This window comes from Vallitalea sediminicola (assembly GCF_054408565.1).
The window spans coordinates 31,757-47,046 of record NZ_BTPT01000046.1 but is presented as its reverse complement, the minus strand read 5'-3'; the positions used below and the strand labels follow the sequence as shown (position 1 = coordinate 47,046).

The following is a 15,290-nucleotide window of genomic DNA, read 5'->3' as shown; positions in this document are numbered from 1 at the left end:
AGCAGGGTATCTGAATCAACTTACATAATATAACTGACTGAAAAATAACTAGTAGTCTCTTGTATCGTTTCATCTCCTATTATATTAGCTGAATTATCGTGTCCATTAATTGAACATGTATAATCTATCCCTAATCCATTAAGTATTTCTATTAGTAAAGCATAGGAAGAAGGTGAATCAATGTGATCATTGCTTAAACTAATCATCCTACCCACATCTGAATCTTCAATAATTTTTCTTGTTATTTCATCCTTTTCATTAGCTTCTTCTAATGTAAGATAATGGGAAAAATCTATTGAAGCTATTACTATAAAATCTTTATCCTTTATTTCTTCAATTATTGCCTTTGCTACATCTAATATACCTTCATCATTTCTCGTTTCTCCTATTGTGATAGGAACAACTTTCGCCTTATCAAAGTATTGTTTTATATAATTCATATGCAAACCGACTGAATGTTCTTTTTCAAATACTTCTTTTATAGCATAATTAATGTCTGGAGCATTTGCTAAACTATTTAGTATATTAGAATCACTCCTGATAACTCCTGCTCTAGTATTAAAATCGTAATTACCTATTTGGAATCTTGGTCCTGTACCTGGATGATTAGGACCTATCAATATTATAACTTCTGGTTGTTTATTATTAGCGATAGTCCTATATAATGAAGCAACATAATTACTTGCTACATCATGATGAGGTATTATCCCAGCTATAATATTATCATCTTCACTTAATAATGTACTTTCATTGATAAACTTAATAAATAACCTTTCATCTATAAAATTACGGCTATCTAATAAAGGTGGTCTATGTTCACTCACTTCTTCCCTAGGTATTATTATTTCATCTTCACTGCCTATAACATCATTATCAATCACATTATTGGATTTTTTTGTTCTATTATTACAAGATGATAAAGTTATTATCATGATTAATACTATAATACTTATCATTAATCGTTTCATTATTTCATTCCTCTTCAAACAATGGGTATAATGACTACTTCATTACACACATTATATTTCCTGAACTATTTTATTTTTACAACATTATCTTTACTACAAGTGATTTCATCATTCATATAATCTCTAATTATGATTGGTTCTGCAATATATTCTCCTGATAGAACTGCTTTTGTTTTATAAGTAATCTCGAAGTTATATTCATCAGCCATCCTATAATTAGAACCAACATATACATGTAACTTAGTTCGTCTAGCTTCATTATCCGCCCACACCCATAGTTTATCAGAATTCGCCTTTGTTTTTCCTATAAAAGTCAACCCAGTAGGCAAAATATCTTCTAGTACAAATGATGATAACCGGTTATCCAACACATTTACTCTAATATGGACCGTCACAATCTCTCCTTGTTTTATATCTTTGCCTGAGCTATCTGAAGAATACCATCTTTCTATATTATATTTATCTGTCTTTTCAATATCTTTGACAGTTCCAATGAAATCTTTTATTACCCTCACGTTACCTTTAATATCTGAAAACTTAATGCTTTCTGCTTGTTCTGGTGTTAGATCCAAGGAATGATACCTATCAATTCCTAATGATACAATCTCTTTTTTACCATCTAATTCATATTTAAAAGAAGCTTTATCTTCTTTTGGTTTCATGTTCTGTAGATAATAAAGTCTTTCTGTTATTGTTGGATATTTATTTTCACCTGTCTGTTGTAGGTAAGCAAACATACCTTTTGCATCTTCCAAGTTGTTTAATTTAACAGCTGCCACCATCATCATAGCTGTAAATTTTTTACCTGTGTCATTATCATCAATATATAACATCTCATGTTTTTGTTTAATAGAATTATTCTTGATATGGTTATATATTTCTTTTGCCTTCTGCAGTTCTCCATTTTCAATAAAAGTCAACATCAAATACATCTTTTCGAAACTTAATGTTTTATCTTCATTAATTATTTTATTATTCAATGCATTGGTCTCCAATAATACTGGTTCATCCAACATGGATAATCCCCATAGAGCCGCTATGTTTTCTGTTATCGTCCTATCTTCATCTCTAGCCGCTAATAGCAAGCCATTTATCTGTTTCTCTTTGTCTTCTACAAAGCCTACTGATATTAGATCGGCTGTTATCTCTGCACTATTGTTTCCATATGAAAAATCTCTATACAATCCATTATAAGATACGAATTCTTTACATCTTGGTTCATCTAATACAAACTCTTTCTCAAATTTATTGTTTAATTCTTTTCCTGCTAGATTTGATGATATTATATATTCACTTCTATCATTATAATTGGAATAATAAATATCTAGTAAACCAAGATAATACTCACATAAATCTTTATTAAGGAATGTAAGATTAACATATTGGTCATTACTTATTATTTTAATATCTTCTTTTAGGTCTTCTTGTTTTATAACATCAAAATAATGAAGGGAATCTTTTATTTCAATATCGTATTGTTCACCATCTTTATAATTACCTGTTTTGGCTATAATAGTTATCTTGTGCTTTCCTTCTGGAAGTTTTCCAATAGGAATATTAACATAATCATGACCTTTTCCGGTCTCTGTAACCTCCATTACTTTGCCATTTTCTTGTTCTATTTTAGCAGTAAATTCTACTGAATCATCTTTTTTAAGTTTTGCTCCACCTGTTTTTATTGTAGCATTGATGTAATCATCTTTCATATAACTATCATATACTAGAGATGATATGAAAAATGGTAATTTTGCATTTATATTATATTTTTCTTTTCCAGCTTTTAATTGATCGTTTATAGCTGTACATGTGATTCTCCAGCTAGTCAGGTTATCTGGTAATTCAACTTCCTTGGTACCTATTCCATTTTCATCTGTTTTGATAGTAACAAAATCTGCTGTATTCTTGAACTTACTTCTTATTATGTCTGCATCACCTTCCCCACCACATTCAGCTCCTCCAAAATCCATATATATGTTATAAGCTGCTAGAAATCGACTTGTTAATCCTGATGAAAATACATCTCTATAAAGATCAGGTAATACCCATGTAGAATCTCCACAAATAGTGAAAAATGCTTCATCGACTACACTTATATTGACATCAGCAATAACTGGTTTTTCATCCTTATCTGTTACCTTGACTGATACTTTTACCTTATCCCCTGGTCTATAGTCTTTTTTGTCTGTCTCAATATTCACATTAAGTTCTTCGTCCTTATAATCATAGCCAAACCATCTTTCCATACTATAATCAGTATGTAATGATTTACCATCAAAATATACAGCATATATCGTACCATTAGGAATATATTTTTGTTGGTATTTCATATCGACAGTTGTATCGTCACTGATTATATAATCCACTATTCCTTCTTTACAAATAAAGAATAAAGATTTATCATTATCTCTATCTGGTATATTTTCATTACCTTGCTTAATAGTTAATTCCATGTTTTCATTTTTCTTGAACATGCCTTTATTTCTATTCAGTGAATATCTTTGCATATATTTCCCTGTATCATAAACACAATAGGCTTCTGAATAATAATGCTCCTGTTCGACTACTCTACCTTTACTATCTTTAGTTTTAACAGTAAATTTATATCCTCTTTTTTCTTTTATTTCATCAAAATTGAATCTTAATACTCCATTCTCGTCAGTTATTCCATCTATAGTACCTAAATTGTTATCATGTCTTTCATATGTATAACTGTCATAACTTTTTTTATTTATGTAATCGTATTCTTTACCTTTATAAATTTTTTCATAATATGTTTCTATAATCTCTATTGCTACATCTTTTGAGGGGATTCCCTCACCTCTATATAAATCATAATCTTCTAGATTTCCACTAAAATCACTTATATCAATATCATTGACATTAACTGTTATTTCTACTTCTTCATCAGATATTTTTTTATCCTTAGACTCTACCATAATATCTCTAGGAAATAGGATGACACTTGACACATCCCTTATATAATTTTTATCTAGGCCATCAAATCTAGTACGTATGTCAACAAATCTAGGGTCCCATCTAATTGTATCAAGATAAGGCGTTAACTCCACTTCTTTTTGTCCCTTATCATTACACATATATTCTTCACTGGAACTTGTTTCTTTACCTAACAAACTGAATCCATTTGATTCTATAGATATATGTGAATCAGCTGCTGGTGTCCCTTCATAGAAAGAAACATCTGCTGAGTATGTAACTGTATCATCCATCATAATGAATTCTTTATCAAGAGAAGTATCTAGTTTATATGTAGGTTTCTCGAATCTAGCAATGTCTATATAATCATTTTCAATCTCATAATCATCATCAACAATTACCCTTACTCTTAGATAACTATCAAGATAATTATCTATATTGAATTTTGTTTGATAAGTACCTATATTACTTAACTCCACTTCTTTTTCTGCCATTATGGTATTATTATCATTTAATAATTCCACTTTAATATTTTTAACACTCTTACCATCTCTTTTTTGTACAAAACCGAATACATTTATTTCATCAGTTGGCAAGTACATGCCTCTATCAAAATATAAATATGACCAATAATAGCAATTAGGGTCCTTATCGTAATCCTTAACTACCAAAGGAATAACCAATGGATTAGTTGAATCTGCTTTTAATTCCATTAGTACATCATCACTGTATTCCTGTTTTTTATCTATTAATGCAAAACCATTTTCATCTGTCTTACCTATACTTTTATCACCAATTATTATATCTGCATCGTTCACCAATTCACTATCTTCTCCATTTACCATCCAAACCATTATCTTATCACGATCAACAGCTGTATAAGCATTGTAAGGAGATACTTGAATGAACATATAATCTACTGAATCATAATACTTGGCTTTTAAAAAATAATAACCTTCATCTAGATGTTGTAATTCAATAACATCCTCATATCCAAAATCTTTAGTTGTTACCTCATATGTATAATTCTCAGTTGCAGTTAAACTGGAATCATATTTATCTATATCAAAATTACTTCTATCATAATAACCTTTTACAAAATCTTCTTTGTCCTTATATTTGTATATACTAATACCAATCTTTTTTTCCTCAACATCTCCATTAGCATAACAAGAAAGCATCTGAGTTTCATTTGGTTTCATATATGTAATAGACTCGGTAGTACCATATAAGTTAAGATACTTATCATTAAAACTATGTCCATCTGTCTTGAACGTGAATGTGTAATCTTCGTTTATAGTCTCTGTATCGTTACTATATCCTTTTTTAATGGTTACTTCGTATTCTTTTCTTTCTTTTAATTTTTTATCTGGAACGAATATGATTTTATCTTTTTCATATTTGAATTTACCTTCAACCGATGGCTTAATCCCAAAATATTGGTCAAAGTTGTGTTCCCCTATATCTTTGGTGAATTGTATTTCTATACCACTATTTGTAGGCACATTATAGCCCTCTTTTGCTGGGTGAGTTGAAGCTATAGCAAATTTTTTCACTGTTTGGAAAGCCCATCCTAATTCTTCTTCCTTAGTATTATAAGTTACTTTTACAATTTCATTATTTTCAAAAGGAGTATTCACTGATAGAATATATTCTTTATCGCTTACTTTTTCAATGTCATATTTTCGATTAGGACTGAAACTCAAATTTTTCTTTATACTATCCTCTCTCATAGGAGTTTTAGAAGTTACTTTTAATTTTGGTTTTGTATTAATACCATATAGAGTATTTGACATAGATTCAACTAAAATATCCGTATTTTCTTCTATATCTTGAGTATTATCTTCAACTACATTCACGTCTTCTACTTTATTATTAACATTATCATCTGCTAAATCTTTATCAGGCTTATTACTGTTAGCTGACAACAAAACTGTACTTGTCACAATAATACCTATAACAACTACAGCCAAAATGCTAGCTGTTATTTTCTGTTTTTTGGTCATATCTTTCAACTTCTTGATATTATTAATTTTCATAAATAAACTCCTTACAATTATTTTATATCCATTAAAGATATACTAAGTAATGTCTAAAAACATATCTTATATATAATAGCAATAATTTATTAAGAATATGTCATATATTTATTTACATTACTATTACTAAATATTAACAATTAGCTTTAACTTATCACAAATTGTTAAGTTAAAGCTAATAATTTTTAATATTTTATTTAATTATTATTCATAACTAGGAGTTGATATTTTTATATTTGTTCCTTCTTGGACAATTACTTCTTGCCATTTACCCTTAGTATCATAAGAATCTCCTTTGAATCTTATTACATTTTCATTTACTTCATAAGTTATCTTTTCATCATTGACTAATGATTTTAGCCTCTTCTTGTTATTATCATATATTAATAGATGAGCATAATAATCTGTTTCACTGTATAATAAATAATAATCTGCTTTTTTATCACTTTCATCTAATTTATATACTTTATCAATAGACATCATTGCTAATGGGGCTGGACCATCATAACAAATCAAGAAGTAAATATGATTATTATGTATTGCTTGAATAGATGGATACGTAATCTTATCATTTATTATACTTTCTTTACTTGATGGATCGTATTTAACTAAGTATCCACTACAATCATAGAATAGATAGTCCTCATTCCATTTAAAATCTGAGCCTTCAATTTTATCAATTATCTCAAATTTTTTCAAGTCAATAATATTTATATTATTATCTCCTTCTGCATCAATAGCCATATAGTTATTTGATGCTTCAAACTGCAATCTTGATTTATCGATTTTAATAGATTCCATCATTTTATTTTCTAGTTTGATTCTGTTTAATACATAATCATCAAGCGATCTGAAATAAGCATAATCACCTATTAATTCTAAATCACTTACATAAGAATCATTATATAATGTTATCGTAGATTCATTATTAAAATCATAATAATATAAATATGCTTTATCTTCAAATCCAGTATATAAAATTCCTTTATCTGAGATACTATATAATCTTACTGGCTCAGAAATAATTTTATTCCATTTATTCTTTGCAAAACTATATAGAGAATTGGTTTTATATTCTTTAAAAACTTTATGGTTATCTGCCATCTTATAATCACTTAAACGATAATTTCCATTAGGAGTCTCTAGTGGTACATATTCTGATTCTAAGGCTTTGTGATTAGTATCTTTCATAACATCTTCGCATTCATATTCAGGATATATATTAACATATAACATATCGTCAATAATCATATTGTTATATATTTCTGCTTTATTAATATAATAAGGTTTAAAAATATATTTATCCGTATCAAATATATATGAACCATCCACATCGCTACATGTATATCCATAACTAGGGTCGTAACTAATATCTACATCTGTTTTTACAGTACTCCATAATTTGTTGCTATAATCATAATAATATAAACTATGGAATTCAATGATACCTATTCCTTTTTCATCATACCCCATTCTTAAATGGTTGCTATTCTGTTCTTTATATGCATCTTCCCAAATCTCATCTGGAATAATTGTATCAAGTTTTCTTTCTCCATCTTTAGTTATGGTATATATAGTCTTTTCTTCTTTATTGATGTACGTTATACTTTCATCAAATGAATTAAATATTACATTATCAAAGGACAATTTCTCACCTATGAAATCATTATTAATAACTCTATTTTTATATTCTTCATCAATATAACAGATTTCATCATTTCCATCTAATCCAACATAGTAATCATCAATATTCATGAATCTACTAACAGCATTATATGGCTTTTCTAACAAATGACATACATCATATTCAGAATTACTCTTGACTATATCTCCGTTCTTTAACAAGAAATAATTAGTCCCACCGTAATTACCATCTAATAATCTTTCTTCTTCAACATTAGAACCATTATCAAAAATCCAATATCCTTCATTGATGATATAATGATGTTCATACTTTTCATTATAACTAGGCTCTTGATCTATTAGTACTGTATATGAATATAACTTGGAGTAATTATTATATATAGGTATGCCCACATCATATAATTTATCAGCTTTTTTAGTATAGAGTTTCAGCTCACATTTTTTGTTTCCATCAAGAATATATCCAAATGAATCAATGTCTATCTTACTGTCTAATTGAATGACATCTAATACAGCAAACAATCTATTACATATAGCTATATAATGTTTATATTCGTTTTCATACTCAACGAATATTGTATTTTCATCTTCATAAATATCAACTACATCATCTTTGAACTGCTGTTTTTCTATAAATGTTATTCCTTCCTTACCAAATGAATATGTATCAATATATTTTGTATCTTCTTTGTCATAGATTAAGTAAAAAGATGTTATATCAGCTGAAATAAGCTTAAAATTACTTGCATCACTGTAATTGTTGAATTTATAGTCAACAGTTGATTTGTTAAAATAATCCTTACAATCAAAACATATTTCTCCTAGCTCATTATCATAGGATAATAAAATAATATGTTTATCCCATCCTAGATAACCTGACTGTAAACTGTATTTACTATCAATTAAAATACTCTCATCATCTTCATCTTCATTATCACAATAATAATTTTTACCAAATGAAAACAAAGCTTGTTTTTTATCCCCTATCAGTAATTGAAAAGAACAAATATAACTGGAATAATTCCAATCAATACCACCATGTTTCTTAATTACAACATCTTGTATTGTAAAATCATCTGGTAACTTTACATTAGAATAAATCATTTGTTCTGGAAATTCATTAGTAATATTAAAATCAACTTCACTGAATTTTTTAGTATCAATACTTAATTCTTGATCACTTATTCTTATTACATCAGCCTCCTGCTCAGGTTGTTCTTCTGTATTAGAGATTGGTTTATCCTTAGTGGAACAACCTGTAAAAAATATAGCTAGAACAGTAATTATTATCATAGTTGTATTTAATTTTTTCATGCTTTTAGTACATTCCTTTCGACTTACTTAAATTATATTATGTATTAGTTTAAAATCATTTTATCCAAATATATAATACCAATAATTTATTAAGATTATGTTGCATATTATTTTAAATATTTATTAATTAATATTAATTAAAATATATAAAAAGTATAAAGTTATAAAAAAAATACTCTCAACCAGTTTTACTAGTGAGAGTAATTATTATTTATATATAACTTATATTCTATACTTAGATATTTCATCCTTAAAATCTAAAGTCATCTCTTTAAAAGTATTTATATTATCTGTTATACCTTTTATATGTACAGTATAGTCTGTTACATTAGCACTAACTTCTTCTGCAGAAGCTGAGTTTTCTTCAGCTATAGCCGCTAATGATTCTATATTCTCGAAGACTTTGGACATTGAGTTAGCTTCATTTTCTAATCTTCTTGATGTATCTATCATTTTATCTGCAACCACATTGATATTACTATTGGCTGTACTTGAAGCTTCAACCGCTTCTCCTAAACTGGAATTTTCTTTAACCAATACATTATATTGTCCAGCAACATCTTCTACTAATCTTTCAATCTCACTAACAAATTCGCTAAGATTATTCTTAATCTTTTCAACTGCGTCATTAGTCTCTTCTGAAAGATTTCTTACTTCATCAGCTACCACTGCAAATCCTTTACCAGCTTCACCAGCTCTAGCCGCTTCTATTGATGCATTAAGTGCAAGAAGATTAGTTTGACCTGAGATTGCTGATACTATGGAAACAATTTCTGTAATCTGTTCAGCCTTAGTTTTTAACCTCAATCCATTTTCTTGTACTTGTTTAAAACGTTCTGACAACTTATTGATTTCTGTAGCTGTTGATTTTACTTCTTTAAAGCTATTATCTATTTGATCCACTGAACCTTCTAACTCAACCTTATTATTCTGTTCTTCGCCAGCAATATTGTTGATCTGGCTCACATTATCATTCAAGGTGTATATAGAATGTTCCGTCTCTTCAGCTTGACTAACCGCTGCTGTTGCTAACTGCTCAACTACATCAGATATTTCATCTGAAGTATTATTCATTTTATCCGCAAATTTTGAAATACTACTAGTAAATGTGTTCATTTCATCTACTAATCCTTTAAACCCAACAAAATCCCTTCTTATATTAGTTTTATAAGTATTTATTTCATTGAATATCTCTTCAAATTGGTCTTTCGTTTCTATTTTGGTCAGTACTGTATAATTCTTATCACTAAAATTCTTAACTTCTTTTATTATCTCTTTATAGGGTCTATACAGTATCTTAGATGATAAATAAACCGAAAAAAGGCTAATCGCTATTATACTAACAGTAGTTAACACATGTGATTCTCTAACATTAAAGAATACTAGAACCAATTGTAAAAATAATCCACTCAGAATAGCTGTGAATATTGATATTTTCAAATGTACATCTTTAATAAATCCAAATGATAAAATCTTATTCATGATATATGATTTCTTATATTGCATATCTTTTTCAAAAGTTAGTTTTAATTTTAGTTGCCCTTCATTTTTCTCTAGTTGTTCAATCTTTAACTTCTCATTAAAATATTCTGCTGCCCCTTCAAGCAAACCCATGAAATAATCAAACATCCCTCTTTTAGAACTATAAGTAAAAATAACTTGTCTACTAGATATCGCTTCAAATTGCAATTTAGGTGGTTTTGCACCTTTTATCCTTTTCATGACAACACTATGTACATCATCCATTGATTTTAAAAAGTGATATAAATTGTCATGGTGGAAAAATCCAGGATAATCTTGTTGGAAAGTTTTAATATTATCCTTACCTATCAATTTCCATAACTTGTCTTCACTAACATTAACTGTTGAAGCTATAGTAGAAAAAAGTTTAAAAACTCTTGTATCTTCCACGTCCTCCAATGGTGAAAACGTTTGGTTAGCTTTCCATCCTACATTTTCTAATGCTTCATTAATTATATTTTCTGCATATTGTTTTCTGCATGTTTTAATCCATGTTGATACGACTGTTCCTTTCACTCATTTTCACCTCTCACATCTATATTATTTGATATTCAATGTTATTTGTAAAAATTTCCATATAGTTAATTTTATAACAGAAATTGACAAATTACAATATAATCTTCACAATATTTTTATATAAAATAAATTATTTATTATTTTTATTGATTCATATCATGAACTAATGTGAAAGGTCACTGAGATTTTTAATTTATTAATAATCTAAATATCTTATCTAACTAGTTTAACTTTCAAATACTTCTCTAGCCCATTGAGCCCATTCTTCCTTCACATCTATATCTTCCCAAGTAGGATAATCTTTGGCAATGAATCCTCCTCCGTACCCTCCAAAGCAAGTTACCATATCTCTAGCATTATTTTGTATGTATTCCTTATCTCCAGTTGCCATGACCTTTTGAATATCTACTGGCGACCAAAATGTTACTCTTCCTCCAAACTTAGCTGATAATTTTTTAATACCAACTAATTCTGGTTGGTCAAATTGCAATACGTCTACACCTATTTCTATAAAATCTTCAATAATATCATACACATATCCACATGAATGAATAAATAAATGCATACCTTGATTATGGACCGCTTCAACGATTCTAGCATAGATTGGTTTAAATACTTCTCTCCAGAGCACAGGATTAATCAGCAATGCTGTCTGAGTTCCCCAATCGTCATAGATAATAACACCATCAAATCCTAATATTCCTGCCTTATTAATTAAATTAAGAATCAGTTCTTCTATTTTACTTAATAATCTTATTACATTATCCTTCTCCAAAATAACATCCATAAGTAAATTATCAATTTTTCTTAAATCTCTAATAGTTGAAAAAACAGCAATAGGTAATATTCCTAATAGATATTTATCTTTGTTCTTATTCATTAGCCTTTTAACTTCATCTTCATAAGATTCATCATACTGTGGCAGCTTATAAGAATTAAGATATTCCCATCCTCCTTGCAAAACTCCCTTAATACATTCTCCACTAGTCTTTTCCTCAAAACGTCCATAAATATTACCATAAGGATTTCTTCTTACTTCTCCCTTGAAATCAGGTACTTCTCTTAGGACATCTTCATAATAATCCCACTCCATTTGATCTTCATACAGATGATTTTTCAATTTTGTTACTGATATGCATTCTATATCATCCTGATGAGGTTTATTAAAATCTAGACCTATCCTTTTTGGTGAATTGAATTCTATGACATCTTTAATAATCTGTCTACTATTCATCACTTAACCTCTTTTCGTTTCATTTTATCATATGGTAACTCATTTAATTAAAAAGTTCCATGTAGAATAGATATAAAACATGTAATATATCCATATCTGATGCAAAAGAATGTTGTATAGTCAGAGATTATATTTTATAATAAATGTAATATATCCATAATGAAGGCAGGGATAGTACTATGAACAGTAATAATAATCTTAATCATCTAATACCTGATTTTTTACATATAGCCAATAGATACTGTAATAAGAATTGGTTTGTTGCCATTGCAACTAGGAATTTCCACAATCTATTATACGTTGTTTCTGGAGAAGGTATCTCGTATTCTAATGGCAAAGAATATAAACTATCCTCTGGTATGTTGATTTATCATTCTCCTGGAGAAATATACGGATATACCACAAACCAAACCAACCCAATGCATTGTTTTGGTATTAATTTTCAAGTTATAGAAGCTATGTCTTCAAATGGTAACTGGGTTACTAATAATATTGAACGATTACCTTTTAATAATAAATCACATATACCCTCTAAAGGGATTCTAAATAAATATTTTGAAGATCTTTCAACAGTATGGGAAGAAGGAATAAATAATAATATCCTTAAATGTCGTAGCATTTTCCTTAATATCCTATATGAATTATACAATCAATTGCTATTACAAGATACTAATGACAATACTATTAAAAAAACAAATGACGTCATAGTTTATATACGTAAAAACTATGCCAGCCAAATGACACTCAATTATCTCTCCACATTAATTGATCTTAATCCAAAATACTTTGGTAGCCTGTTCAAAAAACATACAGGATATACACCTATTGAGTATATAACTAAGGTAAGGATTGAAAAGGCTGAAGAATACCTTGGTATAGGTTATTCAGTTACTGAAACTTCAACTCTAGTAGGATATAATGACCCTTTTTATTTCAGTAAAGTATTCAAAAAAGTGAAAGGCATTACTCCACGAGAGTATGCTAAGACACCTTTACATTTTTGTTAGAATAAATGATAGTCAGGAGATAATATTATGAAGATAGTAAATTATGACAACCTTGAAAACATTGTCCCAAATATTCGTACAGTCATTGACAGGACAGGGTTTGAAGGCTGGAGTGTTCCCTCACGAACAATATATGATCATGAATTAGTATTAATCCTTGAAGGTAAAGGAAGTTTTTTTGTTGAAGAAATAGAGTATCCTGTACGTCCTGGAATGCTTTTCTACTTTTATCCTGATCTCGTACATTCAGGAAAGACCTGTCTCGACCCTCCAATGCACTTTTTAGCTGTACATTTTTCTTTTACTATTACAAATTATAATAATGGTAAATGGACAATAGATAATTCTCCCTATAGATTACCCCTTAACCCTGTAAATCAATTACAGCACTCTCTAAAAACCCAGCAAACACTTGAACTACTATATAAGACCTGGATAGAAAAACGTAAAGGATATGAGTGGAAACTAAAAATACTATTTCAACAATTTATTTACGAAGCTGTATATGACCTCAAGAATCCTCCACCAAATTATGCTAATATAACCCGAGTTGAAAAAGCTCTCAATTATATAAATGAACATTACACAACACCAATCAAAATATCTGAGTTATGCTCTATGATTAAGCTTAGCCGTGGTCATTTCACTAAAATATTTAAAAATATTACTGATAAGACACCGATAGAATATATTAATCAAGTTAGGATTGAACATAGCAAAGATCTTCTTGTTACTACTAGTCTACATATTAAAACTATCGCTATGCAAACTGGTTTTAGTGACGAATTTTATTTTACACGTGTTTTCAAGCAATATGAAGGTTGCAGTCCTTCACAATATAGACAAGGATTCATAAAATAATCTACACAAATTTATATTACAATAATCCATGTTATATTTGTTTTATCTATGGATATATAAAGCTTTTTTCAATATACTATAATAAATACACAACATAAATATCTAGTATATTGGAGGCTTTTTTATGAAATGGTCAAGAGAAGAATATATTGAATTAATGACTTTTGGGAATGTAAAAAAACAGATGTTTGTAGAATTATTTGGTCCATTGATAGGACTTGAAGATGAATGGCGTGAGCAAGGGGCTACCCAAGACCAAATTGATATGATTGGATTTGATTGGGACTATGTACCAAAAATAAACTGTGGCGGTAATACATTTAGAATAAGTAATTTAACTCCAAAAATTATAGAAGAAACTAATGAACATATCATTCAAAAAGATAATTTAGGTAGAACAACTAAGTTATGTAAAGGTAAAGCAACTATTCCATTACCACTGGACTATCCTGTAAAAGACATGGAGAGTTGGTTGCAAATAAAGCCTATGTACGAATTCAGTGAAGACAGAATAGATTGGAATGCTGTAGAAGCTGCAAAAAAAGCTCAGAAACAAGGTATCTTAGTAAGAGCCGAAATACCTGGTGGATTCGATGAAGCTAGAGAACTTATGGGGGAAGAAGAATTATGTGTAGGTTACTACACTCAACCAGAGGTTATGAAAGATATACTTGATACTATCTGCACCACTTCCTATCAAGTATTAGAAAGAGTCAGTGAACATGTAACAATCGATAATCTATCTATACACGAAGATATGGCTGGAAAATCTGGCTCTCTAATTGGTCCTAATATTATCACAGAATTCATTAAACCTTACTATAGGAAAATCTGGGATATGCTATCTAATAAAGGAACTAAAATCTTCAGCCAAGATAGTGATGGTAATATGGAAGCAGTTATTGACGCTTTTTTGGATTGTGGTGTTACAGTAATGTATCCAGCAGAACCTGCTGCAGGTATGGATATTGTTAAATTACGAAAAAAATATGGAAATCGACTTGCCTTCAAAGGTGGTATTGATAAACATGTGTTAAGAAAAAGCAAAGAAGATATCAGAAAAGAACTAGAATATAAAATGCAGCCTCTTATGCAACAAGGTGGAATGGTTTTTGGGTTGGACCATCGTATTCCTAACGGCACACCGCTTGAAAACTATATATATTATGTTAATACCAGTAGAGAAATACTAGGTTTACCACCATTAAATGGAAAAAATAAAGGATGGGATCGTATGGCATTCTAATTTGCC

8 protein-coding genes are annotated in these 15,290 nt (G+C 29.0%); 3 read left to right on the top strand and 5 right to left on the bottom strand.

Annotation, left to right across the window (positions count from 1 at the left end):
• Positions 1-20 precede the first annotated feature (20 nt).
• The 5 genes from amrB to ACX6CF_RS18605 form a co-directional block, all read right to left on the bottom strand.
• Positions 21-968 carry an AmmeMemoRadiSam system protein B gene (gene amrB, locus ACX6CF_RS18625; protein WP_458786874.1) on the bottom strand — a complete coding sequence of 316 codons (948 nt, stop codon included), beginning with the start codon at positions 966-968 and terminating at the stop codon, positions 21-23.
• Between the two features lie 65 nt (positions 969-1,033).
• Positions 1,034-5,941, bottom strand: coding sequence for an Ig-like domain-containing alpha-2-macroglobulin family protein (locus tag ACX6CF_RS18620; protein WP_458786873.1), 4,908 nt, complete (start codon positions 5,939-5,941; stop codon positions 1,034-1,036).
• 204 nt (positions 5,942-6,145) lie between these two features.
• The gene (locus ACX6CF_RS18615) at positions 6,146-8,899 is read right to left on the bottom strand and encodes a hypothetical protein (RefSeq protein WP_458786872.1); all 2,754 of its coding nucleotides are present in this window, start codon (positions 8,897-8,899) and stop codon (positions 6,146-6,148) included.
• 222 nt (positions 8,900-9,121) lie between these two features.
• On the bottom strand, positions 9,122-10,936 hold the full coding sequence (locus tag ACX6CF_RS18610) for a heme NO-binding domain-containing protein (protein ID WP_458786871.1): 1,815 nt from the start codon (positions 10,934-10,936) through the stop codon (positions 9,122-9,124).
• A gap of 226 nt (positions 10,937-11,162) precedes the next feature.
• Positions 11,163-12,170 carry a uroporphyrinogen decarboxylase family protein gene (locus ACX6CF_RS18605; RefSeq protein WP_458786870.1) on the bottom strand — a complete coding sequence of 336 codons (1,008 nt, stop codon included), beginning with the start codon at positions 12,168-12,170 and terminating at the stop codon, positions 11,163-11,165.
• A 179-nt stretch (positions 12,171-12,349) separates the two neighbouring features.
• Between ACX6CF_RS18605 and ACX6CF_RS18600 the strand changes: the two genes are divergently transcribed.
• From ACX6CF_RS18600 to ACX6CF_RS18590, 3 genes are all read left to right on the top strand, one after another.
• Complete coding sequence (locus ACX6CF_RS18600; protein ID WP_458786869.1) at positions 12,350-13,177, top strand: AraC family transcriptional regulator; 828 nt, start codon at positions 12,350-12,352, stop codon at positions 13,175-13,177.
• 27 nt (positions 13,178-13,204) lie between these two features.
• Positions 13,205-14,038 (top strand): AraC family transcriptional regulator, encoded by an 834-nt coding sequence (locus ACX6CF_RS18595; protein WP_458786868.1) that lies wholly within the window; start codon positions 13,205-13,207, stop codon positions 14,036-14,038.
• 124 nt (positions 14,039-14,162) lie between these two features.
• Positions 14,163-15,284 carry a uroporphyrinogen decarboxylase family protein gene (locus ACX6CF_RS18590; RefSeq protein ID WP_458786867.1) on the top strand — a complete coding sequence of 374 codons (1,122 nt, stop codon included), beginning with the start codon at positions 14,163-14,165 and terminating at the stop codon, positions 15,282-15,284.
• Positions 15,285-15,290 lie beyond the last annotated feature (6 nt).